We start from the raw sequence: 24883 nt of genomic DNA on the forward strand, positions 1-24883 counted from the left end.
TCGCATCCCGCTTCAGAACCGTTCGAGCAGCCGCTCGATGTAGTCTCGTTCGAGTCGCGGCCGCGCCGGATCCGACAGGCGCCGGCGCAGTTCCTGCAGGATCTCGCGCGCACGCTGCACGTCGATCTCCTCCGGAACACGCACGGTGACGCCATAGTCCGGCCCCTCCGTGCGCAGCGGCCTGCCGAACGGGTCGGTGCGCTGGCGTGCCTGGCCGGGCTGGCCCGGAGCATTGCCCATCCCCTGGCCCTGCGCCATCTGCTCGGCCATGGACTGGGCGCCGCGCCTCAGATTGTCGAGCGCGCGGCCCTGCTGGCCGAGTGCCTCGCCCGTCTCGCCGGCGCCGAGCGACTGCTCCGCCTCGCCCATGGCCTCGCCGGCCTGGCCGAGTTCGTTGCCGGGGTCGACGCCCATCCCGCGCAGCTGGTCGAGCAGCTCCTGCAGCTGCTGGCGAAGATCGCCCTGGCCCTGACCGAGCTGGCCGAGTTCCTGGCTGCGCTGGCCGTCCTCGGGCTGCCCCTGTCCCTGCTGCTGGTCGAAGCGGTGGGTCTCGTCCATAAGCTGCTGCTGACGCCGGATCATCTCGCCGAGCCGGTCGAGCGCCTCGCCCATCGGCCCGGCCTGCATCGGCCCGGCCTGCATCTGGCCGTTCTGCAGGTTCTCGAGCAGGTTCTGCAACTCGCTCAGCATCTGCCGGGCAGCATCGCGCGAACCGCTGCGGGCCATGTTCTCGATGGCGTCGAGCAGGCGCTGCAGGTCGTTGCGCGAGAACATCCGGGCGTTCGGGTCGATCGGCATCGGCTGCTGGGCCTGCTGGTTCTCCATTGCCCGTCGTGCCATCTCCGCAAGGAACTGGTCCAGCGCCTCCCTGAGTTCGGCCATCAGCCGCTCGATCTCGGCGTCGGAGGCGCCTTCCTCGAGCGCCCGCATCAGCCGCTCCTGCGCCGCGCGCAGATCGCGGGCCGCCAGCGACAGGTCGCCGTCCTCGAGCTGCAGCGCGATCTCCCAGAGCTGATCGACGACGCTGACCAGCGTCTCGTCATCGCCCCTGGCATTGCGCAAGCGCCAGTATGCAGAGCGCAGGCCGAGATAGATGCCGTAGTCGGCGATATGCCGCTCCGGCTCCATGGTCAGTGCGTCGAGCGCCATCGCCACGTCGCCGACCGCGCCGCGGTCGAGCGCCAGCTCACGCCGCTGCTCGACCACCGCCCGCGCCAGCGGGTCGAAGAACCGCCGCTGCGGCAGGGTGAGTTCCACCGGTTCGCTCATCCCTTCCTGGCCCAGGTCGTCGCGCGCGACGAGCGTCAGGCGCACCTGGGAACCCGCCCAGGGATGCGCGGCGAGATCACGGATGGTCTGCGCGGTGCCCGACTGGGCGCGCATCTGCGGCAGCGTCAGCGGGAAGTCGGGCGCCGGGATCAAAGGATCGGCGGCGGCGAGTCCAGCCTCCAGAGGCCGGAACCGTGCCTCCGCCGAAACGATCCCGTAATCGTCCTCGACCGAATAGATCAGCCGCAACGCCTGACTCGCGGTCACGTCGGGCGGGCGCTGCAACGAGATCGACGGTGGGATGTCAGCGATCACCTCGAAGGTCCAGGCGTGCATCTTGCGTCCGCCGACGCCGATCGCGACGCTGCCCGCCGTCTCCAGCTCGATCTCGTATTCCGCCGGACCCGTCGCGGTGCGGACGGCATCGCCCGCGGGCGCGGTCGGCAGGATGGTCACCGGATCGGCCGAGCCGAACACCGCCGAGACCTCGACATCGGCATCACGCGGGGCGCGGATGACGAGCCGAGAGCCTTGCGGCACCTCGATCCGCGACTCCGCGACGGGACGGGCCGACGGGCCGCTCAACAGCATCGGCGGCCGGCCCGTGTAGCGCGGCGGTGAAACCCAGGCGTCGATGCGCGCGGCGACCGCCTCGCGCACTTCGCCGCGGCCGGTCGCCGAGACGAGGCGTCCGTACCAGTCCGGGCCGGCCCAGGTCAGCGCGATCACGAACACGAGCAGCACGATCGCCCTGAGCGCATAGGGATCGCGGGCCGCCACGCGCGGTTGCGGTGCGCCGGCCGACAGCCGCCCGATGCTGGCGGCGGCGCGGGCGCGGTGCGCCGCCCACAGGGCGTCCGTTGCCGGGTCGCTCGCCTGGCCGGACATCCGGTCCTCGAGCGCCGTCAGCGGCCGGTGCGCAAGACCGGAGCGCGACTCGACGCGGTGCCGCGCCGCGTCCCGCTGTGGCAGGCGCGCCCGCGTCAGCGGCCACAGCGCCGCAAGGAAGGTGGCGGCGAACAGCGCGAGGCCCGCGATCCGCAGTGCGGGCCCGACGCTGAGCCACAACCCGAACCATGAGACGATGCAGTAGACCGCGACGACGATCAGCGCGGGGATCAGGGCGGGCCAGATGCTCTCGACCGCGAGCGCGGCGGCCGCGCGGCGGGTCGCTGCCTGAACGGATCGGGCGAACCGACCCGCCGGCTCGGTCGCGTCGGTCGGTCGTCCGCGTGGTCTGGTCATGCCGGGTCGGGCCACGTTTGCCTCCGTCGTCGGCCGGGACGATGCCGCGCCATCGCCGCACCGCCGCCGGAGATTCGCGCAAGAGCAGGGTCGTGCAGCGCCCTGACGCCGTGATCCCGCTCGGCATGCGGCTGTCACGACACGTCGCTCCAGTATGGTGCAACGCAAAGGCGGCGCCAATCAGGCTGACGGATATCGTGTCAAATTGACGTGAAGGGCGCGGCTCACAGCCAGCCGGGCAACCGGTCGAGCCCGATCAGATCGTCGAAATCCGGCCGCGGCCGCACCACCGCGAAGTCGCTGCCGCGCACCAGCACCTCAGGGACCAGCAGCCGCGAATTGTAGGTCGAGGACTGCACGGCACCATAGGCTCCCGCCGACATGATGGCGAGCAGGTCGCCGGCGACGACGGGCGGCATCGGCCGGCCGTGGGCGAAGAAGTCGCCGGTCTCGCAGACCGGGCCGACCACATCCACTGGCGCCTCGGGCGCGCCGGGCGCTGGCTCGGCGACCGGGATGATGTCGTGGTGGGCGTCATAGAGCGTCGGCCGCACCAGATCGTTCATCGCCGCATCGACGATCAGGAACGTCTTGTCGTGGCCGCGCTTCACGTAGATCGTCTCGGTGACGAGGATGCCGGCATTGCCGGCGATCAGCCGTCCCGGCTCCAGCACGACCGTGCAGCCGAGCCCCTGCATGTGCCGCTTGACGACCCCTGCATAGTCCCTCGGTCCCGGCGGCGTCTGTCCCGCTGCGTAGGGGATGCCGAGCCCGCCGCCGAGATCGACATGGGCGATCTCGTGACCGTCAGCGCGCAACAGCACGGCCAGGTCGACCAGCCGGGCAAAGGCCGCATCGAACGGCTCGAGGTCGGTGATCTGGCTGCCGATGTGCATGGCGATGCCGGTCACCTTCAGACCCGGCAGTGTGGCGGCCCTGCGGTAGATGTCGCGGGCGGCGGTCCAGGGAATGCCGAACTTGTTCTCGGCCTTGCCGGTGGCGATCTTCCGGTGTGTCCGCGCATCGACGTCGGGATTGATGCGCAATGCGATCCTGGCGGTGCGGCCGCGCGCCGCGGCAATCGCGGAGATGCGCTCGAGCTCGGGCTCGGATTCGACATTGAAGCCGAAGATGTCCTGATCGAGCGCGCAAGCGATCTCGCGGGCGGTCTTGCCGACCCCCGAGAAGACGATCCGCTCGCCCGGAACCCCGGCCGCACGGGCACGGCGCAGTTCGCCCTCGGAGACGACGTCCATGCCCGCCCCCAGCCGCGCCAGCGTCGCAAGCACCGCCTGGTTGGAGTTGGCCTTCATCGCATAGCAGACGAGCGCCGGCAGGCCCTCCAGCGCCTCGGTGAAGACCCGGTAGTGACGCTCCAGCGTCGCCGTCGAATAGCAGTAGAACGGCGTCCCGACTGCGGACGCGATCGCCGGCACCGGCACGTCCTCAGCGTAGAGGACGCCTTCCCGATAGGCGAAATGGTGCACGCCCGCCCCCGCTACATCAGGAGGCCGTCGAGGATGAACGGCTTGTCCGGCTTCTCGCCGTCCCTGGGCGGTGCCTTCGGCGCCATCGGATCACGCACCTCGGCCGGGTCGGCGCCGGCCGGCGGCGCGAGGGTGGAGGGCCGCACACCGCAGGCCGCGACCATCAGCGCGATCGCGACGGCCGCCCCGAGGCGGATGACGGTACCAGGACACAGCTTGCGCACTCGAAAGCTCCGCGACAGATCCGGACGGGTCCCCGATCGGCGACGGGTATCAGAATTCGGATGCGAATCAAACCGCCGCGGGCCGTCTTCGGCCGATCAGCAGGCTTCCGCCTCGATCGCCGCCATGTCCTCGTCCGACAGGCCGAAATGATGGCCGATCTCATGCACCAGCACATGCCGGACCAGGGCGCACAGGGTTTCCTCGTGCTCGGCCCAGTAGTCGAGCAGCGGGCGCCGGTAGAGCCAGATCATGTTCGGCGGCTGACCGGTCCGCACCTCGCCGCGATGGGCGAGACCGATGCCCTGGAACAGGCCGAGCAGGTCGAATGGCGATTCGATCCCCATCTCGTCGAGGACGTCGTCATCCGGGAACTCGGCGACCCGGATCAGGATGTCGCCGCACAGGGCCCGGATCTCCGGCGGCAGCTCGGCATAGGCCTTGGCGGCAATCGCCTCGAGGTCGTCGAGCCCGGGGGCAAGGCGGTCGTGCCAGAATCCATCCGACATCGGTGCTGTCCGCCGGTCTCACAGGTAGGTGGTGGCAAGATACCAGACGAGACCGACCAGCGCGATCATCGACAGGCTCCGCCCGACGCGCCGACCCCACACCTCGATGCGGTCGGCCGGATCGGCATCCGCGCCGGAAAAATGCGCACTCGCGCGCCGGGCCTGGCGCACGAAGGCGCTGGTGCCGAACACCTCCGATCCCGCCGCGGCGTGCTCGATCTCCTCAAGGGCTCTGGCGCGGCGGTCTTCCGCGTCGCTGCGGGGGGGCGTGCTGCGGGGGGTCGTGCTCATCCGCGACAGCCTAGCATGGCCCCATCGCGTTCGGCCACCGCGTTCGGCTCATCCCGTTTCCGGCGGCCGATGTTGCCGGGCCCGCAGCACGTCCGGATCCTCATCACTCGACAGGCGCGGCAGTCCGTCGTCGAGCTTCAGCCAGGACAGCATCGATTCCGCTCCCCAGTGGCGGTCGGGCGGAACGGCGTCGGGCTTGTCGAGACTGCCGGTGACGATGCCGATGGCGTCGGGCTCGAAGTCATAGGCCATCGTCAATGGCGTGCCGCAGCCCGAGCAGAAGCCGCGCAACCCGACTGGCGAGGAACGGTAGCCGGCAATGGTGCCATGCAGCAGGCGGAACCGCGCGCGCGGCACGGTGATGAACGCCATGAAGGCGCCACCGGACTGGCGCCGGCACATGCTGCAATGGCAGGTCGATGCCCGCTCCCCGGCGACGTCGATCTCATACCGGACTGCGCCGCACAGGCAGCCACCCGACAGCGTGCCGGGCACCGGGCGGCCGGAGTTGGATGCTGCATTGCCCTGCACGGGCGGATCTCCCGTCGCGCCGGCCGTCGATCGCCCCGATCGGCCTGCCGGTTACCAGCCGATCTCAGGCACCAGCCCTGTGATATAGCGGATCATCCGTCGCGGCGCACTCTCCGGGGCCGTCGGCTCGCCGAGGATCAGGGGATCGCCGGACGCCTGCCCGTCGGCGGCCGGAATGTCACGCTCGGGAACCGCCGCGGCATCGTTGGCCGCGATGGCCACTGGCGGTTCCGGCGCAGCCGGTGTCGGTGCGGATGGCCTCACGACGGCGCGTGCACCTGATGGCGCGGCAGCCGCCGCCGGGCTGCCGGCGGGCCGCGCCGTCCGCGCGGCGCGCTCCAGGGCTTCCACGCGCCGCGTCAGCGCGGCGATGCGCGCCTCGAGCGCCAGTCGCTCGTCCCGGGCAACGGTACAGGCCCAGTCGCCATCCTCGAGACGGCAGAGGTCGAAGCCGCCGGTTTCAGTATCGAGGCGGATGACGCGGTCGTTGATCTCCATCAGCTGATAGCGTCCGTCCTCCGTGAGCCGCTCGAGCGGCTCGGCGGTGGCCGGTCCCGCTGCGGCAATCAGCAGCGGCAGGGTGATGGCGGCGATGCGCATGAATGACCTTTCCCGATACGTCGCAACGCGGCGCTCCTTGGCGCCGCCTGCCGCCAGGAAGCGCAGGAAGGAGACGAAAATCCGGCGGGTGGCCGTCAGAAGTGTCGCAATCCGTCGCCTGTCACGGCTGCGATACAAATGGTTGCGATCGCGACCGGCGGTCAGATGTCGAGGCGGGCGATCACCGGGACGTGGTCGGACGGACGGTCCCAGCCACGCGCCTCGCGGAGTACCGCGACCCGGTCGCATGCCGCCGACAGACCCGGCGAAATCCATACATGGTCGAGGCGGCGTCCCCGGTCGCCGGCGGCCCAGTCCTTCGCCCGATAGCTCCACCAGGTGTAGAGCTTCTCCGGCGGCGGAATGTGGCGGCGCACCACGTCGACCCAGCCGAGCGCGGCGCGGACCCGCTCCAGCCCCTCGGTCTCCACCGGCGTGTGGCTGACGACCCTGAGCAGCTGGGTATGCGACCAGACGTCGTCGGCGAGCGGGGCGATGTTGAGATCGCCGACGAGCACCGCCCGGTCCGACGGCGCGACGGCATCGCGCTCGGCGGCAAACCAGGCCGTCATCTCGTCGAGGAAGGCGAGCTTGTGGGCGAATTTCGGGTTCACCGCAGGATCCGGCTCGTCGCCGCCGGCGGGAACATAGAAGTTGTGGAGCCGAACCTTGCCACCGCGCCCGTCGTCGACATCGACGCAGATGTGCCGGCAATCGCCGATGCCGCAGAACGGCCGCGCGATCACGGGCTCGATCTGGCGTCGCGACAGGACGGCAACGCCGTGATAGCCCTTCTGGCCGTGCAGCTCGATGTGCCGGTAGCCGAGCTGCTCGAATATCCGGCGCGGAAAGTGCGCGTCCGGGCACTTGGTCTCCTGCAGGCAGATCACGTCGGGCGCATGCTCGGCGGCGAGCCGCACGACGAGATCCTGGCGCAGGCGCACCGAATTGATGTTCCAGGTGGCGATGCTGAGCGGCACGGTCGGGGTCCGGTGGGGCGGCGACGTCCGGCGATCACTATCCTGCCACGCCGAAGCGGGCAATCACCTGGCTTTGGGGCAGGGGGCACGCGCCAAGCGCGACGGAGATAGGCCGGCGCGGACCTGCTGTCGCCGAGACGCGAAGCGCCCGGTCCCCGGGGGAAGGAACCGGGCGCCGTCCGCGTGGTCTGCGGAGCGCCGGGAGGGACGCCGGCGCAAGCGGCTGGATGCTCTGGCGAGACGGGGGCATTACCGAGAGCCAACCGCTCATGGTGATGAAATGGTTGTGTGCGCGCGCGGGTTCAAGTCCCGGCGGGCCGTACACCGAATTGTGATTGAGGCGCCGAGGCGGTTCAGCGGGTATTGGAGCCGCCGATGTCGAGGATGCGGTTCTCGATGATCCGGAACATCTTCGGATCGATCGCGACGCCGTACACGACGTTCTCGAGTGCCACGGTGGTGTCGAGCCCCTGGACGTCGGTGATGGTCCAGCGTCTGAGCTCCTGCGCGGCCGGATCGAACATCAGGGTGAGCGTCCCTGCGGCGTCGCCGGACGTCTGCTCGATCGAGATCGTCACCAGTTCGCTCTCGGGATAGACGGCGAGGATCCGCGTGTCGCGCATCAGGTCGATATCGTTCGACAGGATCACGTTGAGCGGCGTCGTCATCAGCGGATACTTCTCGGTCGTCTTGAGCTTGCGGTCCTGGACCGCCACCCAGCGCCCGTCCGAGATCACCTGCATCTGCGCCGGAGGCGCGTACTCGAAGCGCAACCGACCGGGCCGCTCGATGTAGAAGCGGCCCTGGGAGATGTGGCCGTCCGGAGCGACCTGCACGAAGTCGCCTTCAAGCGTCGAGAGCGAGTTCAGATAGGCGTTGATCTGGCGGATCGCCGCGATCTGGGCATCATTGAAGGCGGACGGATCGGTCCGTGCCTGCCCGGACGCGGGTACGATCGCCGCCGCAAGCGCCACCGCCAGTATCAGCCCGACTGCCCGTTTCATCTGTCCGATACTCCTTGCCGTGCCGCCCGGGATCGCGGCCGCCGCGACCGGGTCGCCGCCGTCGGGCGTCGGAGGGCTACCAATCAGCGCGATGTGGCAAAACCGCGACGCCCTGCCGCCAGCTCAATCCTCGTCTCTTGTCAGGATCTCCCTCTGTCCCTTCGAGTTGGGCCGCGAGATGATCCCTTCGTGCTCCATCCTCTCGATCAGCGAGGCAGCGCGATTGTAGCCGATCTGCAGCCGGCGCTGCACATACGAGGTCGACACCTTGCCGTCGCGCAGTACCACCTCGACCGCGCGCCGGTAGAGATCGTCGCCCTCGCCGCTGGAAACAACCCCGGCGAAGTCCGCGCCGCCGCCGTCGCCATCCTCCTCGGTGATCTCCTCCAGATAGTCGGGCTGTCCCTGCGCCTTGAGGAAGGCGATGACGTCTTCGACCTCGCCGTCGGAGCAGAACGGGCCGTGCACGCGGGTGATGCGGCCGCCGCCCATCATGTAGAGCATGTCGCCCTGGCCGAGCAGCTGTTCGGCGCCCTGCTCGCCGAGAATGGTGCGCGAATCGATCTTCGACGTGACCTGGAAGGAGATGCGGGTCGGGAAGTTGGCCTTGATGGTGCCCGTGATGACGTCGACCGAAGGCCGCTGCGTCGCGGTGATGAGATGTATGCCCGCGGCACGCGCCATCTGCGCCAGGCGCTGCACCGCACCCTCGATGTCCTTGCCGGCGACCATCATCAGATCGGCCATCTCGTCGATGATCACGACGATGTAGGGCATCGGCTCGAGGTCCATCTCCTCCTGTTCGTAGATCGGCTCGCCGGTCTCGCGGTCGAAGCCGGTCTGCACCGTGCGCACCACGGTCTCGCCGCGCCGGTCGGCCTCTGCCACGCGCGCGTTGTAGCCGTCGATATTGCGCACACCGAGCTTCGACATCTTGCGGTAACGGTCCTCCATCTCGCGGACCGTCCATTTGAGCGCCACCACCGCCTTCTTCGGGTCGGTGACCACAGGCGACAGCAGATGCGGAATGCCGTCATAGACCGACAGTTCCAGCATCTTCGGATCGACCATGATCAGCTTGCACTCATCCGGTCTCAGCCGGTACAGCAGCGACAGGATCATGGTGTTGACGGCGACCGACTTGCCCGAGCCGGTGGTGCCGGCGATCAGGAGGTGCGGCATCCGGGCAAGATCGGCGATCACCGGTTCGCCGCCGATCGTCTTGCCGAGGCACAGCGCGAGCTTGGCCTTGGATTTCTCGAAGCTCTCCGAGGCCAACAGCTCGCGCAGATAGACCGTCTCGCGGTGGCTGTTGGGCAGTTCGATGCCTATGACATTGCGGCCCGGCACCACGGCGACGCGCGCGGAGATCGCGCTCATCGAGCGGGCGATGTCGTCGGCCAATCCGATCACCCGGGAGGACTTGGTGCCGGGGGCCGGCTCCAGTTCATAGAGCGTCACCACCGGACCCGGCCGGACGTTGATGATCTCGCCCTTCACGCCGAAATCGTCGAGCACCGTCTCGAGCAGCCGCGCGTTCTGCTCGAGCGCGGCCAGGTCGGCTCCGGTCGAGGCGCGCGACGCCTTCGGCTCGGCGAGCAACCTGAGCGGCGGCAGTTCGTACCCAGCCCCCGGCAGCAGCGAGGGCTGCGCCTCGCTGACCGCGCGCCGGCCTTGCTTCAGCCGCTGCTTGGCCGGGGTGACGCGGCTGGCCGGCCGCGGCGCCTGCGCCTCGCCGAACTGCGCTGCCGCGTCACTGGCGGCGTACTCGTCCTCGTCGTCGTAGCTCTCGGGCGGCGGCGCCCACGGATTGGCGTCCTCGAACCGCGGCTCGCGCCGGCCCTCGAGCGGCACGGCGACCGGCTCGTCGTCGGCGAACAGGCTGCACAGCAGACCCGCTCGCGGGCGCTCTGCCGTACCGCGCCGGGCGGTCCACCGGCGCAGCCGCGCCCGCAGGCTCAGCCAGCTGTGCGTGATCGCGCCGAGCGGATGAAAGCCGCCGCCGACGGGCTCGTCCTCACCGGGCTCGCAGAAGGCGTCGGCCGCCGGCGCACCCTGAACCGGCCGCCGGCGCACGGCGGCCGGGGCAAGCGCCGGCGGCGGGCGGCGATCCGTCGCCCCGGCCTGACGCTGCCTGCCGAGGGCGGGCAGACCCATCGCATAGCCGAGCAGCAGCGCCGCTCCGACGCCCGCCGCCACGCCGACGGGAACGGCGGCGGACTTCGCCAGCAGCGGCGCCAGCAGCAGCCCGGTCACGTAAAGCTGGGCATCGCCGACGAGACCGCCGAGCCCGGAAGGCAATGGCCAGGTGGACGGAGCCGGTAACGCGGCAAAGAAGGCGCAGGCGAATGCGGTGCCGATCAGCCAGGCCGCCAGCCGCCGTGCGAAGCCGGTCAGCGGCCGATCGCGGACGAGCCCGATCGCCCAGGCCGCGACCGGCAGCAGCACCGCCGCCGAGGCAAGGCCCAGCATCTGCATCAGCAGGTCGGCGATGGCAGCGCCCGGAAAGCCAAGCAGGTTGCGCGGCTCGGCCTTGGTCGCATTGGAGAAGGAAGGGTCGTCAACCACCCATGTCGCCAGACTGACGACGATCGCCAGGACGACGGCGAGCAGGGCGAGGCCGATCGCCTGGGTCGACAGCCGCTCGGCCGCCTCGCGCAGGCGCTCGCCAAGGCTGTCGTCGTCACGGAATTCGGATCCCGAGGCGCTCATGGGCTCTAGATTCGCTCGCGCCCGGCGTCGCGGCGCAGATCGTCCCCGAACGCTATCCGTCGCCGGTTAAGAGGGCTTTAACCTTGCCGCCAGCGCCCTGCGGTCGGACACGCGAAAGGACCCGGGCGCAGGACGCCCGGGTCGCGAGTCCGACGAACGGCGCGCCGCCCGTCGGGAGGATCTCACATCCGCTGACTGCCGACCCCGAACTCGGGATAGGCCTCGACACCGACCTCGACCGCGTCGAGACCGAGCGATTCGGTCTCCGCACTCACCCTCAGGCCGGTGGTCGCCTTGAGGACCAGCCAGACGATCAGCGTCGCGATGAAGGTGAAGGCGCCATAGGCGACAATGCCGACGAGCTGGATGGCGAAGCTTGTCTCGGCATTGGTGAGCGGCACGGCGATCGTCCCCCAGATGCCGGCGACCAGGTGGACGGGGATGGCGCCGACGACGTCGTCGATCTTAAGCCTGTCGAGCAGCGGTACCGCGAAGACCACGATCGCACCGCCGATGCCGCCGATGATCGCCGCCATCAGCAAGCTCGGGGCGAGCGGCTCGGCGGTGATCGACACGAGGCCTGCGAGTGCGCCGTTGAGCGCGAAGGTCAGGTCGACCTTGCCGTACATGATCTGCGACAGGATCATCGCCACGATCACGCCCGCGGCGGCCGCCGTGTTGGTGTTGGCGAAGATGCGCGCGACGTCGGAGGCATCACCCAGGCTGCCGAGGGCGAGCTGCGATCCGCCGTTGAAGCCGAACCAGCCAAGCCACAGGATGAAGGTGCCGAGGGTGGCCAGTGGCATCGAGGAACCGGGGATCGGATTGACCCGGCCTTCCGGACCGTACTTGCCGGCGCGCGCCCCGACGAGGATGCAGCCGGCCAGCGCCGCCCATCCGCCGACCGAATGGACGAGGGTCGAGCCGGCGAAGTCGGAGAAGCCCATCTCGCTGAGCCAGCCGCCGCCCCACTGCCAGGAGCCGGTAACCGGGTAGATGACGCCGGTCAGGACCGCCACGAAGATCAGGAACGGCCACAGCTTGACGCGTTCGGCCACCGCGCCGGAAACGATCGAGGCCGTCGTCGCGCAGAACACCATCTGGAAGAACCAGTCGGAGGTCGCCGCCGCGTAGGTGATGTCCTCGGCCGCGTGCTCGCTGTGGGTGAACCAGGTGAACGAGCCGATGTAGCCGCCGTCGACGCCGTCATACATGAGGTTGTAGCCGACGATCCAGAACATCAGCCCGGCGATCGAGTACAGCGCGATGTTCTTCAGGCACTGCATCGAGGTGTTCTTGGCGCGGACCATGCCCGCCTCGAGCATGGCGAAGCCGGCCGCCATGAACATCACCAGGAAGCCGCCGATGAGGAACAGCATGGTGTTGAAGATGAACTGGACCTCCTGCGGCACGCCGCCGGCCTCGACGGCCCCCGCCACCGCCTCGGCGGCTTCGGCGGTGGTCTCGGTGGCGGTCTGGGCGAGCGCCGGCTCGTAGGCCGCCAGGGTCAGTGCCGCGACGGCGGCGACGGCACGGAAGAGAGTCTTGCGAGAAATCATGTCCTGTAGCCCCTTGGTGAGCTTGCTTCGGGCGATCCCGGTTGCCTCAGAGAGCATCGGCGTCGGTCTCGCCAGTGCGGATGCGCACGGCACGGTCGATGCCGTGGACGAAGATCTTGCCGTCGCCGATCTGGCCGGTTCGGGCGGCTCCGGAGATGGCTTCGACCACCTTGTCCGTCTGGTCCGAGGGGACCACCACCTCGATCTTCAGCTTCGGCAGGAAGCTGACGGCATACTCGGCGCCACGATAGATCTCGGTGTGCCCCTTCTGGCGTCCGTATCCCTTCACCTCGGTGACGGTCAGGCCCTGCACCCCGATGGCGGTCAGTGCCTCGCGCACGTCATCCAGCTTGAAAGGCTTGATGATGGCCATAACGATCTTCATGTCGGCTCCCTGTCCTGTTCCGACGTCCTGGTCCGGCTGCGATCGGGAGCGGGTGCGTCCCGAAGGCTCGCGACAGCCTCCACCGCCAATGCTTGCGGCGGCTGCAGGCCGCTCGCTGCAGTGCAGAACAAATGCCGTGCCAGACTCCCGGCTTGCCGATAAATGCTTGAAAGGAAAGGAATTTCGCAGGAGTATCGGCGGGCGGCCCAAGAAATCGGCACGCCAATTGCACACATTATGTGCACAATTGTCTCGATGCCTGCGTTTCAGGCAGGGCCTGTGGCGGCCGCGTGGCGCGCCGACGCGCTACGGGGCGGCGGCGCCCCCTAGCGCCGCTCGGCGACCACCCGGATCAGGCCTTCCTGTGCCGTGGAGGCGACGAGAGCGCCGTCGCGGCTGAAGATCAGCCCGCGGTTGAAGCCGCGCGCCCCCTGGGTGGAGGGGCTGTCCTCGGCGTAGAGCAGCCAGTCGTCGCAACGGAACGGGCGATGGAACCAGACGGCGTGATCGAGGCTCGCCACCATCATGTCGGGCTGGAAGACGCTGCGGCCGTGGGCAACCAGCGACGTGTCGAGCAGGGTCATGTCGGAGGCATAGGCGAGGGCGCAGCGCTGGATCTCGGGTGAATCGGGCAGCGGCGCATTCGCCCGGAACCAGACATACTGATAGGGCACCTTCTTCGGATTGCCGGCGAAGCGCGAGAGGTCCACGGGGCGGAACTCGATCGGGCGCTCCCGCTCCCAGTAGCGGCGAATCGCCTCGGGGATGGTGTCGGGGAACATCGCCGTCAGCTCCGCCTCGCCCGGCAGATCCTCCGGCCCGGGCACGTCGGGCATCTCGAACTGATGCTCGAGGCCAGGCTCCTCGATATGGAAGGAGCACGACATCGAGAAGATCGCCTTGCCGTGCTGGATCGCCACGACCCGCCGCGTGGTGAAGCTGCCGCCGTCGCGGATGCGGTCGACCTCATAGATGATCGGCACCTTCGGATCGCCGCCCAGCATGAAGTAGCCGTGCAGCGAATGGACAATTCGCTCCGGCGGGACGGTCCGCGAGGCGGCGACCAGCGCCTGGCCGATGACCTGGCCGCCATAGACGCGCTGCCAGCCGTCCTGCGGGCTGCGGCCTCGGAACAGGTTGTCCTCGAGCCGTTCAAGGTCGAGAATGGAGATCAGATCCTTCACCGCCTGGGACATCGGCCACAACCTCGTTGTCGGGTGGGCCGAACGTGACGGTGCTGGCGCGGACAAGTCAAGGTACAGATCGGAATGGCTGCCACCGACATCGTCATCGCCGGCGCAGGTCTGGTCGGCCGCCTGCTCGCACTCGCACTGCGCCAGGCGAGCGGCGGCGGACTGTCGCTGCGCCTTCTCGAGGCGGCGCCGGCCGGCCGCGCCCCGCAGGACATCCGCGTCTACGCGATCGCTGCCAGCACGCGGCGCATGCTGGAGGAGCTCGGCGTGTGGCCTTCACTCGCGCCGCATGCCGAGGCGGCGCGCGCGCTGCGGATCGGCGACGGCCGTCTCGCCGACGCGGTTCGGCCCATCCTGTTGACCCTGGCCGGTGAGGTGACACCCGGCGAGCCCTTCGCCCATTTCGTCGACGGTCGCGAGCTGGGCCGGGCCGTCGCCGCGGCCTGCGACGCGGCCGGCATCGCCGTCGAGCATGAACGCCGGATCGACGCGCTCGAGGTCGGGCAGCGCGGGGTATCGATCCGGGGGCCGGCGGACCGGCGGCAGGAGGACAGCGCCCGTCTCGTCGTCGGTGCCGACGGGGCAGGCTCGGCGGTGCGCCGCGCGGCCGGCATCGCGACGATCGGCTGGCCCTACCGGCAGGGGGCGATCATCACCATCGTCTGGCACGAGGTGCCGCACGATGGGGTTGCCATCCAGCATTTCCTGCCCGGCGGGCCGTTCGCGCTCTTGCCGCTGCCCGGCCACCGGTCCGGCATCGTGTGGACCGAGCGGTTCGAGGATGCCGAGCGGCTGATCGCCCTGCCCCACGACCTGCTGGCAGAGGAATTGCGCCGGCGCGCCGGCCCGGAGGTCGGCGACTTGCGGATCGAGGAGCCGCCAAGGCTCTATCCGCTTGGACTCGGTCTTGCCCGAACCTTCGTCAAGCCGCGTATCGCCCTGGTCGGCGACGCCGCCCACCGCCTGCATCCGCTCGCCGGCCTGGGGCTCAATCTCGGCCTGCGCGACGTCGCCGCACTCGTCGAGGTTCTTGTCGAGGCCGCGCGGCGCGGCGAGGACATCGGCTCGATCGCTGTCCTCGAACGTTACCAGCGCTGGCGTCGGTTCGACACGGTCGAGGTGGCCGTCGCCACCGAGGCGCTGAACCGCCTGTTCTCCAACGATCTCGGGCCGCTTCGGCTCGTTCGCGATCTCGGTCTCGGCCTCGTCGACCGGATCGCGCCGCTCAAGCGGCATTTCGTGCGCGAGGCCGCCGGCACCGAGGGACGTCTGCCCCGGCTGATGCGCGGCGAGCCGGTCTGAGCGCGGCAGCGGATCACCGTCTCACGGACTCGATGAACGCCTCTGGCAATGCGCCTGGTCGCGGGGCGAGACGGAGGACGGGTTCCATGCCTGTCCGAAGGCGCCGCGGTCCTGTACCGTCCTCGGCTGCGCGATCAGCCGCCCGGCGCCGCGCGATCCGTCATGTCCGGACGAATCATCCTCGAGCCCTCAGCGGCGCGAGCGGGCCGGAACAGCGGCGCGGCACGGTGCTCCACCGTTCATGCGCCGCGGTCCCTGGCCCGGGCGCGGATTGGCTCGGCGTATCCGGAATTGCAACCGGCGGCGATCGGCCAGCCGGTCCACTGGCCGATCGCGGGCGGGGTACCTCGATGAGGTCGCCCTCCCGTGTTTGCCGGATTCGTGCAGGACGACCCTCCTGCGTCTGCCGGACCGCACATCACCGTCCCGGCGGGCAGCTTCGAGCTTGACCGCAGTCCATCTGCCGCCACAACCCGGCGCACCGCCGATCCGGCGGTCTTGCCGTTGCGCCCAGTTGCGCCTGCATCCACGCAGGCCTGCCTGACCGGAACCTGACCCCTGGACGTCAGGGCGCCGGCCGCGCCACCTTCAGCTCCTCCTCGCTGATCGGTCGGGCCTCCTCCGGCAGCATGATCGGTATGCCGTCGCGGATCGGGTAGGCGAGCCGCGCCGCCCGGCTGACCAGTTCCTGGCGCTCGGCATCGTATTCCAGCACCGTCTTGGTGAGTGGGCAGACCAGGATCTCCAGGAGCCTGCGATCGACAGCCGGGGCCGTGGACGGAGCAGACATGGCGCACCTCCGCGTTACTGCAGGGTCGAACCGGGGTCGCCGCCCTCGCGGGCGAGCGCCATCTCGGTCACGGCAATCAGCACCTCGGACCGCGTGGCGAGATCACCGGCCTCGAGCAGGGCCTGCTTCTCCCTCGGTCCGTAGGGGCTGAGCATCGCCAGCGCGTTGACGAGTGTCTCGTTGGAGGCGCGGTTGATGGCGTCCCAGTCTGTTTCCATGCCGTTGGCGTCCAGGAACGCCCGGAAGGTCGCGATGAGACGCTGCCGGTCGACCGCGTCCTCGCCGCGATTCGGCACCAAGTCGGCGGCGAACTCGCGGGCGTCGATCCGGCAGCGCCGGTAGGGCGTTCCGCCGTCCTCTTCCGCGACGACGCGGAACCGGCCGATGCCGGTGAGCGTGATCAGGTAACGGCCATCGCCGGTCTCCTGCAGGCCGGTCAGGCGGCCGGCGCAGCCGATCTCGGCGAGCTCGGGCCTTTCCGACTCGTCCGGCCCATCCGGTCCGAGCCGCGGCTGGATCATGCCGATCACCCGGTCCCCGGCGAGAACGTCATCGACCATCTGCAGGTAGCGCGGCTCGAAGATGTTGAGCGGCAGATTGCCGCGCGGCAGCAGCAATACGCCGGCGAGCGGGAAGACCGGAATCACCGCGGGAAGGTCGGATGGTCGTCGGTATGGCCGGTTGATCGCCATCTGCGCAGCGCACCTCCCGGTTCAGGCGAACAGGATCGACGAGAGCCTGCGGCGAGCCTCGATGGTGAGCGGGTCCTTCGGTCCCCACGCCTCGAAGAACTGCACGAGCTGCTTGCGCGCTGCCTCATCGTTCCAGGCCCGGTTGCGTCGGATGATGTGGAGGAGATGCTCGACCGCATCCTCCCGGTCACCCTTGGCGTTCAGCACCAGCGCCAGGTCGAAGCGGGCCTGATGATCGTCCGGATTGGCCGCGACGCGCGCGGCGAGGTCACGCGGGTCGCCGAGGCCGGCCGTCTGTTCGGCAAGCTCGAGCGCCGCCCGTGCCCCGGCGATGGCCGGATCGGCGTCCTTGCCGGGCGGCACCAGCGCCAGGGTGGCCTTCGCCCTGTCCAGCTCTCCCGACGCCACCAGACAGCGCACGAGGCCGCCGATCGCCGCAAGATTCTCCCGATCCTCCTGCAGCACCGCGGCGTAGATCTCCGCCGCGCCGGCAACATCGCCCTCCGCGAAGGCGGCCGCCGCCGAGCTCAGCACCTCCTCGAGACCGTTCCTGGCCGGACCGACAAGTCGGTCGATGAAGGCCTTTACCTGGCTCTCCGGCAAGGCGCCCATGAAGCCGTCGGCGGGCCGGCCGTCGACGAAGGCGAATACCGCCGGGATCGACTGCACGCCCATCTGCTGGGCAACGGCGGGATGCTCGTCGATGTTCATCTTGACGAGCTTCACCGCGCCCCGGGCGGCGCGCACCAGTTTCTCGAGCACGGGGGTAAGCTGCCTGCACGGGCCGCACCACGGTGCCCAGAAATCGACGATCACCGGCTGCTGGCGCGACGCCTCGACGACGTCCTTCATGAAGTCGCGGGTCGTCGTGTCCTTGATCAGTCCGTCGGCGGCGCCCGCCTGGGCGCCCCCGGATGCCAGCGAGGAAAGGTCCATGTGCGGTTCCCTGATCCGGTGTGGGCGCGCGGGGCCGACCGTCCGTCCCGCGCTGCGTTGTCGATCCTAAGATGGGGCGCCTGTCGATCCAGTGCAAATCCGCGCCCGATCCGCGGCCGGGCCACGCACATCCACCACCAGCGGATCGTGGCCGCAGGCCCTCAGGAACGCGATCAGATCGTCACGGCGGATGGTGGTGGTCGCCTCGTTGGTCAGCGGGTGGAAGTTCAGCAGGTCATGGCGCAGGAGATCGGCATCGAGCACCACGGTGACCCGCCCCTCGGTGTCGTTGACGACGCCGAACGGGGTCACCGATCCCGGCTGGACGCCGAGCGTCTCCACGAGCAGCTCCGGCCGAGCGAAGCTGAGCCGCGCCGAGCCGATCCTTTCGTGCAGCCGCTTCAGGTCGATGTCCGCATCTTCCTCGGCAACGACCAGCCAGATCCTGTCCTTCTTGTCCTTCATGAACAGGTTCTTGGTGTGCCCGCCCGGAATCTCGCCGCGCAGCTTCTGCGACTCGGCGACCGTGAACAGTGGCGGATGGCGGACGGTCGTGGTCTCGAAACCGAGCGCCTCGAGGCGGGCGAGGAGATCGTCGGGAGAAAGCGGCATCGCGATGTCCGATTGCGGATCCGGGCAACCCCGCTTCTAGACACGACGTGTGCCGGGCTCAAGCCCGCCGGGGCGGCAGCCGCCACCCGGGGCGGTCGATCGCCGCAGGCGGGCATATCCTGAGCCGGACAGGGCATTGCCAAGCCGCAATGTCTCGTGCATATAAGCACCGGCCACCTGACGGGTGGTGCGCGAGCGGGTGTAGCTCAGGGGTAGAGCACAACCTTGCCAAGGTTGGGGTCGTGGGTTCGAATCCCATCGCCCGCTCCAGTCTCTATCGGTACGACCCGGAGACATGGGTAACAGTTTGTACCTGCGACATCGGTGACACCCTCGTGCCGAACGGGTTGTCGACGGTCTGCAAGGGTCCCTGCCCGAGGTCGAAATATCCCGGATCTGGTGCATGACGGTGACGCGCGAAATGCCGTCATCGACCTCCTTGAGTCCCAGCTTCCGACCGGCCAGCACGGTCGAGACGTTGATCGTCCTGCACGGCATTCAGATGCGCCCGCAAGCGGTGACCGGGGCGTCGGCGTCCTGGTACGGATGGTTGAGCTCCGGCAGACCGTCACAGGCTGTTGAAGACGGCGCGTAGGCTTCGGCCGGCGTCTTCATGGCGAGCCCCTCGTGGGGACGTTCGTCGTTGAACGCGCTGACGAAGTCGTCGAAGCGGCCCTGCTGCTGCAGCGCGTTCATGCCGGGCGGGCGCGCCGTCTCGGCCTTCAGCGTACGGTGCATGCGCTCATGCCTGCCGTTGTGCTGCGGATTGCCGGGCCTGATGGGCTCGACGCCGATCCCCGGTCGAAGCCAGAACACCGAAAGCCTGGAGAAGTCTTGGAGGCCGTTGGGCGAGGCGAAGGGAACGCCCTGGGGAGGCGCCGCGGCTAACCTTCGAGCGGATAGGCCTCCTCGACGACATAGGGTCCGCCGCCGCTTCCCGAACGCGAGGAGAACAGCACGAACCGCTCGACCCGCACCGGCCCGCAGCGGAAACCGCCGCGTGCCTCGATATAGGTCGCCACCGCCGAGGCCGGCACGCCCTTCAGCCGCGCGACGGTGACATGCGGGGCGAACTTGCGCGGATCGGGTGGCAGGCCGAGCATCTGCATCATGCGCTCCTGCTCGGCCTGCAGGGCGCTCAGTTGCGGGGCGGGTGCGACCTGGGCGAACACGCAATGCGGCTTGCGGCCGCCGAAGACGCCGATACCGGACAGCGTCAGGTCGAACGGCGGGCGCCGGATGCGGTCGAGCGCCTCGGCCACCGAATGCGCCGTGCGACCGTCGATGTCGCCGATGAAACGCAGGGTGATGTGGTAATTCTCCGGATCGATCCAGCGCGCACCCGGAAGTCCGCCGCGCAGTCCGGTCAGCATCGCGACCGCGTCCGGCGGGATCTCGATCCCGGTGAACAGACGGGGCATCTGCGCCTCCTCGAACGCGCCTGACCTAGGGGCACGGATTCTGGTGGATCAGGTGGATCGCGTCGATCCGTGCCTCGATCTCGTCCGACCAGGAAAGGTCGAAGGCGGAGATGTCGGTCTCGAGCTGCTCAAGACTGGTTGCACCGAGCAGCACCGACGTCACGAACGGGCGAGCGACGGCGAAGCGGATCGCCAGCCGCGCCGGATCGACGCCGAGATCGGCGGCAAGTGCCACATAGGCGGCGATCGCCGTGTCGGCTCCCGGCGTCTCGTAGCGCTGCGACCGGTTGAACAGCGTCTTGCGGGCACCGGGCGGCAGCGCCCCGCCAAGATACTTGCCGGTCAGAAACCCTTGCGCGAGCGCGGAATAGGCGATCAGTCCGACATCCTCGCGCATCGCGATCTCGGCGAGCCCGGTCTCCAACACCCGGTTGATGAGGCTGTAGGCGTTCTGGATCGACTGGATGCGCGGCAGGCCGCGGGTCTCCGAGAGATGCAGATAGCGCATCGTGCCCCAGGGCGATTCGTTGGACACACCGACATGGCGGATCTTGCCGGCTGTCACCGCCTCGCCGAGCGCCTCCAGCGTTTCCTCGATGGCAACCTCGTCGCGCGGCTCCGGCACCCGGTAGATCGTCGGCACCGAACCGAAGCCGGTCACCGCGCGGTCCGGCCAGTGCACCTGGAACAGGTCGATGTAGTCGGTACCCAGACGCTTGAGCCCCTTGTCGATCGCCTCGTGCACCTGCGCCCGGGTCAGGCGGGTCGGCGCGCCAGCGTCGCGGAACCAGCCGTTCTCGCTGTAGCCGACAACCTTGGAGGCCAGCACGATCCGGTCGCGGCGCCCGCGGCTCCTGAGCCAGGAACCGATGATTCGGTCGGTGCGGCCCTGGGTCTCGGCCTTCGGCGGGATCGGGTAGAGTTCGGCGGTGTCGAACAGGTTGATGCCACGGTCGACGGCAAGATCCATCTGGGCATGACCTTCGGCTTCCGTGTTCTGCTCGCCGAAGGTCATGGTGCCGAGCCCCAGCGCGCTGACGCGCAGGTCGGTCCGTCCGAGACGGCGGTATTCCATGCGATGCCCCCTGTTGAGATGTCCAGGCGACGGATCAGCCGCCCGAATCCCTGGCGCGGCGCGCCGCGATCCGTGCGATCAGATCCTCCACGTATGGCAGGATTCTGCTGACGATGACCTCTACCCCGTCCGCGTTGGGATGGATACCGTCGGCGAGGTTGAGGGCGGGATCTGTCGCGACCCCCTCGAGAAAGAACGGATAGAGCAGCGCTCCGTGCCGCCCGGCGATCTCGGCGAACATTCCGTCGAACGCCGCGCGGTAGGCTTCGCCGAGATTGCGCGGCGCCAGCATCCCGGCGATCAGCACCTCGATGCCGCGCTCGGTCAGCCGCGCGACGATCGCGTCGAGATCGGCATGCGTCCGCGCCGGATCGATGCCGCGCAGCGCGTCATTGGCACCGAGCTCGACGATCACCCCCTCGGTGCCGTCGGGCACGGACCAGTCGAGCCGTTCGAGCCCCGCCCGCGCCGTATCGCCGGAAACGCCGGCATTGGCGATCACAACGTCGTGACCACGCGCCCGCAGCGCAGCTTCCAGTCTTGCCGGAAAGGCCGCTGACGGCGGCAAGTCATAGCCCGCCGTCAGGCTGTCGCCGAGGGCGACGAGCCGGATAGGTTCGGATGCCGCCGGTGCCGCGAGGAACGCGGCAGCCACCAATCCGCCCAGCATGGCTTGGATGAGGCGGCCGATTGCCCCATATCTGCGAAGGCTGTCCTGCCCGTCGTCCCGCCCATCACGCCACCGGGGGAGCATCATCGCGTGCCGCATGTCGCCATCCGTCTCGAGAACGTGCATCTGAGCCTCGGCAGCGGCGCCGCCAGGGTCCACGTGCTCAAGGGTATAAGCCTCGACATAGGCGCCGGCGAGGCGGTTGGCATCATCGGGCCTTCGGGATCCGGCAAATCGACACTCCTCATGGTGTCGGCCGGACTGGAGCCGGCCGATTCCGGACTGGTGCAGGTCGCCGGCCAGGATCTCTCGCGCCTTGACGAGGACGGGCTGGCCCGCTTCCGCGGTCGCAATGTGGGGATCGTCTTCCAGTCCTTCCACCTCATCCAGAACATGACGGCGCTCGAGAACGTCGCGGTGCCGCTCGAGCTGGCCGGTCGCGCCGACGCCTTCGAGCGGGCCGCGGAGGAGCTCGCCCGGGTCGGTCTGGCCGGGCGCACCGGCCATTATCCAGCCGAACTGTCCGGCGGCGAGCAGCAACGCGTTGCGCTCGCCCGTGCCCTGATCGTCGAGCCGGCGATCCTGTTCGCCGACGAGCCGACCGGCAATCTTGACGCCCGCACCGGCAGCCAGATCGTCGAGCTGCTGTTCGCCATGCATCGTGAGCGCGGCACGACGCTGGTGCTGATCACCCATGACGCGACGCTGGCGGCGCGCTGCGATCGCACCATCGCCATGCGCGACGGCCGTCTCGACGCGACGCCCGAGCTGCAGGTCGCTGCCCAATGAGTGCACCCGGGGCGACTGCCGCGAGCCCCGCTGGCGCCCGTGCCGCGCGCGTCACCTTGCGGCTGCCGCTCGCCCTGCGGCTCGCCGTGAGGGAGTTGCGCGGTGGTCTCCGGGGCTTCTACATCTTCATCCTCTGCATCGCACTCGGCGTCGCCACCATCGCTGCGGTCGGCTCGGTGTCACGCTCGCTGGTGACCGGCATTTCGGAGCAGGGCCAGGCCATTCTCGGCGGCGATCTGTCCTTTTCGCTGATCCACCGTCAGGCCGACCCGCAGGAACGGGCCTATCTTCAGGGGCTGGGCCGGGTTTCGGAGATCGCCTCGCTGCGCGCCATGGCCCGCGCCGGGGGCGACCGTCAGACCCTGGTCGAGCTCAAGGCCGTCGATGGTGCCTATCCGCTCTATGGTGCCATCGAGATCGAGGGCGGCGGTGAGATCCACACGCTGCTCGCCGCACGCGGCGGCGCACACGGGCTCGTTGCCGAACCGGGCCTTGCCGAACGGCTGGGGATCGGTGTCGGCGGACGGCTGGAGATCGGTACCGCAACCTTTGTCCTGACCGGCCTGATCGCGCGCGAGCCGGACCGGCTCGGCAGCGGCGGCGTCGGCTGGGGCCCGCGCGTGATCGTCTCGACGCGCGCGCTGGCGGACACCGGCCTCCTCCAGCCGGGCAGTCTGGTGCGCTGGACCTACCGGGTGGCACTGCCGGCCTCGACCGGTCCCGCCGAGATCGCGGCGATCGGCCAGGCCGCCGAGCGCGCCTTTCCCGATGCCGGCTGGCGGGCGCGCGACCGCGCCGACGCCGCACCCGGCATCCGCGAGCAGATCGACCGCTTCACCATGTTCCTGACACTGGTCGGCCTCACCGCGCTGATGGTCGGCGGCGTCGGCGTCGCCAATGCGGTCACCGCCTATCTGGACGGCCGCCGCGCGACGATCGCGACGTTGAAGAGTCTCGGGGCGCCGGGAAGCCTGGTGTTCCGGACCTATCTGACCGCAATCATGATCCTCGCCTCGGCGGCGATGGCGATCGGCCTGGCGCTGGGCGCGCTGACGCCTTGGCTGGCCGGCTCTGCGCTGGCCAGCATCCTGCCGGTCGCCGATGCCGTGCCGGGACTCTATCCGAAGGAACTCCTGCAGGCTCTCGCCTATGGCACGCTGACCGCACTCGCCTTCGCGCTGTGGCCGCTCGGCCGGGCGCGCGAGGTTCCGGCCACCGCCCTTTACCGCGAGCACGTTGCCGGCCCGTCCGGGTGGCCGCGTCCCGTCTATGTCTGGACCCTGGCCGGGGTCGTCGCGGCGCTGCTTGTGCTGGCGATCGGCCTTGCCTTCGACCGCAAGCTGGCGGCGATCTTCGTCGGCGGTGCGGCGGGGGCCTTCGTCGTCCTGCGGCTGGTCGGCGCCGGCATCATGGCACTTGCCCGGCGGCTGCCGCGCAGCCGCGGACTGACACTGAGGCTCGCGATCGCCTCGATCCACCGGCCGGGCGCGGTGACGCCGAATGTCGTCCTGTCGCTCGGCCTCGGGCTCACCCTGCTCGTCACGGTGGCGTTGATCGACGGCAACCTGACCCGCCAGCTCACCATGTCGCTGCCCGACCGGGCGCCGAGCTTCTTCTTCCTCGACATCCCTCGCGCGGACGCCGAGCGGTTCGCGGCGACGGTCAGGGCCGAGACCCCGGACGGGGTGCTCGAGGAGGTGCCGATGCTGCGCGGCCGCATCACCGCCCTCGCCGGCATCCCGGTGTCCGAGTTCACCGCTCCGCCGGAGGCCGAATGGGTGCTGCGCGGCGACCGCGGCATCACCTATGCCGCCGAGCCGCCCGCCGATTCCACCATCGTCGCCGGCGAATGGTGGCCGGCCGACTATGACGGGCCGCCGCTCGTCTCGTTCGCCGAGGAGCTGGCCGGCGAGCTGGGACTGAAGGTCGGCGACGACCTCGAGGTCAACGTGCTCGGGCGGACCATCCGGGCGAGGATTGCCAATCTGCGGACCGTCGACTGGTCGTCGCTGTCGATCAACTTCGTCATGGTGTTCTCGCCCAACACCTTCGTCGGCGCGCCGCACATGGTGCTGGCGACGGTCACGCTGCCCGACGGCGCCGACATCGGGCGGGAACTGGCGCTGATGCGCACCATCACCCGCGAGTTCCCGACCGTCACCAGCGTCCGCGTCAAGGAGGCCCTCGATTCGGTCAACGATCTGGTCCGGCGGCTGGCCTGGGCGATAAGGGCGGCGAGCGGCCTCACCCTGCTCACCGGCGTGCTGGTGCTGGCCGGCGCGCTGGCGGCGAGTCATCGGCACCGCATCCATGACGCGGTGGTGCTGAAGACGCTTGGCGCGACGCGGCGGCAGCTGGTGGCGGCCTATGTCGCCGAGTTCGCCATCATCGGCGCGGTCACCGCCCTGTTTGCGCTGGCGGCCGGCACCATCGCGGCGATGCTGGTGGTGACGCTGGTGATGGAGCTCGACTTTTCCTTCCTGCCGCTGGTCGCCGGCGCCGCGGTCGCATCCGCGCTCGCGATCACCATCGGACTGGGACTTGCCGGGACCTGGCGCGTGCTTGGACGCCCGCCCTCACCCTACCTGCGCGCGCAGTGAACGGTGGCG

23 protein-coding genes, 1 tRNA gene and 1 pseudogene are annotated in these 24883 nt (G+C 69.5%); 4 read left to right on the plus strand and 21 right to left on the minus strand.

Annotated elements, in window-relative coordinates:
- Positions 1–12: 12 nt before the first annotated feature.
- The 13 genes from EDC22_RS06045 to tesB form a co-directional block, all read right to left on the minus strand.
- Complete coding sequence (locus EDC22_RS06045; protein WP_132805731.1) at positions 13–2514, minus strand: TIGR02302 family protein; 2502 nt, start codon at positions 2512–2514, stop codon at positions 13–15.
- 224 nt (positions 2515–2738) lie between these two features.
- On the minus strand, positions 2739–4001 hold the full coding sequence (gene lysA, locus EDC22_RS06050) for a diaminopimelate decarboxylase (protein WP_132805732.1): 1263 nt from the start codon (positions 3999–4001) through the stop codon (positions 2739–2741).
- Positions 4002–4012: 11 nt separating this feature from the next.
- Positions 4013–4225, minus strand: coding sequence for a hypothetical protein (locus EDC22_RS06055; RefSeq protein ID WP_132805733.1), 213 nt, complete (start codon positions 4223–4225; stop codon positions 4013–4015).
- A gap of 96 nt (positions 4226–4321) precedes the next feature.
- Positions 4322–4732 (minus strand): metallopeptidase family protein, encoded by a 411-nt coding sequence (locus EDC22_RS06060; protein WP_132805734.1) that lies wholly within the window; start codon positions 4730–4732, stop codon positions 4322–4324.
- A gap of 18 nt (positions 4733–4750) precedes the next feature.
- Positions 4751–5023: a hypothetical protein gene (locus tag EDC22_RS06065; protein ID WP_132805735.1), complete on the minus strand. Its 273-nt coding sequence runs from the start codon at positions 5021–5023 to the stop codon at positions 4751–4753.
- 48 nt (positions 5024–5071) lie between these two features.
- Positions 5072–5554, minus strand: coding sequence for a GFA family protein (locus EDC22_RS06070; protein ID WP_207903714.1), 483 nt, complete (start codon positions 5552–5554; stop codon positions 5072–5074).
- Between the two features lie 51 nt (positions 5555–5605).
- Positions 5606–6154, minus strand: a complete 549-nt coding sequence (locus EDC22_RS06075; protein WP_132805736.1) for a hypothetical protein — start codon at positions 6152–6154, stop codon at positions 5606–5608.
- A gap of 161 nt (positions 6155–6315) precedes the next feature.
- Complete coding sequence (locus EDC22_RS06080) at positions 6316–7134, minus strand: exodeoxyribonuclease III (protein WP_132805737.1); 819 nt, start codon at positions 7132–7134, stop codon at positions 6316–6318.
- Between the two features lie 353 nt (positions 7135–7487).
- Complete coding sequence (locus EDC22_RS06085) at positions 7488–8138, minus strand: LolA family protein (RefSeq protein ID WP_132805738.1); 651 nt, start codon at positions 8136–8138, stop codon at positions 7488–7490.
- Positions 8139–8261: 123 nt separating this feature from the next.
- A complete protein-coding gene (locus EDC22_RS06090; protein ID WP_132805739.1) occupies positions 8262–10850 on the minus strand; it encodes an FtsK/SpoIIIE family DNA translocase in 2589 nt (862 codons plus the stop codon).
- Positions 10851–11032: 182 nt separating this feature from the next.
- Entirely contained in the window at positions 11033–12409 is a 1377-nt protein-coding gene (gene amt / locus EDC22_RS06095; protein WP_132805994.1) for an ammonium transporter, read from the minus strand.
- 46 nt (positions 12410–12455) lie between these two features.
- On the minus strand, positions 12456–12794 hold the full coding sequence (locus tag EDC22_RS06100; RefSeq protein WP_132805740.1) for a P-II family nitrogen regulator: 339 nt from the start codon (positions 12792–12794) through the stop codon (positions 12456–12458).
- A gap of 326 nt (positions 12795–13120) precedes the next feature.
- A complete protein-coding gene (gene tesB, locus EDC22_RS06105; protein ID WP_132805741.1) occupies positions 13121–13990 on the minus strand; it encodes an acyl-CoA thioesterase II in 870 nt (289 codons plus the stop codon).
- Between the two features lie 72 nt (positions 13991–14062).
- On the opposite strand from tesB, the gene EDC22_RS06110 reads away from it, so the two are divergent.
- Positions 14063–15289: an FAD-dependent monooxygenase gene (locus tag EDC22_RS06110; RefSeq protein ID WP_132805742.1), complete on the plus strand. Its 1227-nt coding sequence runs from the start codon at positions 14063–14065 to the stop codon at positions 15287–15289.
- 565 nt (positions 15290–15854) lie between these two features.
- On the opposite strand, the gene EDC22_RS06115 is transcribed toward EDC22_RS06110, so the two are convergent.
- The 4 genes from EDC22_RS06115 to EDC22_RS06130 all read right to left on the minus strand — a co-directional run bounded on the left by EDC22_RS06115 (position 15855) and on the right by EDC22_RS06130 (position 18319).
- Positions 15855–16079: a Trm112 family protein gene (locus EDC22_RS06115; RefSeq protein WP_132805743.1), complete on the minus strand. Its 225-nt coding sequence runs from the start codon at positions 16077–16079 to the stop codon at positions 15855–15857.
- Positions 16080–16093: 14 nt separating this feature from the next.
- Complete coding sequence (locus EDC22_RS06120; RefSeq protein WP_132805744.1) at positions 16094–16771, minus strand: LON peptidase substrate-binding domain-containing protein; 678 nt, start codon at positions 16769–16771, stop codon at positions 16094–16096.
- Positions 16772–16792: 21 nt separating this feature from the next.
- On the minus strand, positions 16793–17707 hold the full coding sequence (gene trxA / locus EDC22_RS06125; RefSeq protein WP_132805745.1) for a thioredoxin: 915 nt from the start codon (positions 17705–17707) through the stop codon (positions 16793–16795).
- 66 nt (positions 17708–17773) lie between these two features.
- On the minus strand, positions 17774–18319 hold the full coding sequence (locus EDC22_RS06130; RefSeq protein ID WP_132805746.1) for a prolyl-tRNA synthetase associated domain-containing protein: 546 nt from the start codon (positions 18317–18319) through the stop codon (positions 17774–17776).
- 195 nt (positions 18320–18514) lie between these two features.
- Between EDC22_RS06130 and EDC22_RS06135 the strand changes: the two genes are divergently transcribed.
- Positions 18515–18589: transfer RNA gene (locus EDC22_RS06135), tRNA-Gly, on the plus strand.
- Between the two features lie 4 nt (positions 18590–18593).
- On the opposite strand, the pseudogene EDC22_RS18300 reads toward EDC22_RS06135, so the two are convergent.
- From EDC22_RS18300 to EDC22_RS06160, 4 genes and pseudogenes are all read right to left on the minus strand, one after another.
- Positions 18594–19207: pseudogene (locus EDC22_RS18300) on the minus strand (integrase core domain-containing protein); the annotation flags it as partial.
- The gene (gene thpR, locus EDC22_RS06150; RefSeq protein WP_132805747.1) at positions 19204–19740 is read right to left on the minus strand and encodes an RNA 2',3'-cyclic phosphodiesterase; all 537 of its coding nucleotides are present in this window, start codon (positions 19738–19740) and stop codon (positions 19204–19206) included. The gene thpR and the pseudogene EDC22_RS18300, both read right to left, overlap by 4 nt.
- 25 nt (positions 19741–19765) lie before the next feature.
- Complete coding sequence (locus tag EDC22_RS06155) at positions 19766–20815, minus strand: NADP(H)-dependent aldo-keto reductase (RefSeq protein ID WP_132805748.1); 1050 nt, start codon at positions 20813–20815, stop codon at positions 19766–19768.
- A gap of 34 nt (positions 20816–20849) precedes the next feature.
- Complete coding sequence (locus EDC22_RS06160) at positions 20850–21485, minus strand: arylesterase (protein WP_207903715.1); 636 nt, start codon at positions 21483–21485, stop codon at positions 20850–20852.
- Between the two features lie 90 nt (positions 21486–21575).
- Here EDC22_RS06160 and EDC22_RS06165 point away from each other — a divergent pair, with 90 nt between their 5' ends.
- A complete protein-coding gene (locus tag EDC22_RS06165; protein WP_132805749.1) occupies positions 21576–22274 on the plus strand; it encodes an ABC transporter ATP-binding protein in 699 nt (232 codons plus the stop codon).
- Positions 22271–24874, plus strand: coding sequence for an ABC transporter permease (locus EDC22_RS06170; protein ID WP_132805750.1), 2604 nt, complete (start codon positions 22271–22273; stop codon positions 24872–24874). Before EDC22_RS06165 ends, EDC22_RS06170 begins: the two co-directional genes overlap by 4 nt.
- Positions 24875–24883: the final 9 nt, after the last annotated feature.

Source organism: Tepidamorphus gemmatus (assembly GCF_004346195.1).
Taxonomy (GTDB): domain Bacteria; phylum Pseudomonadota; class Alphaproteobacteria; order Rhizobiales; family Tepidamorphaceae; genus Tepidamorphus; species Tepidamorphus gemmatus.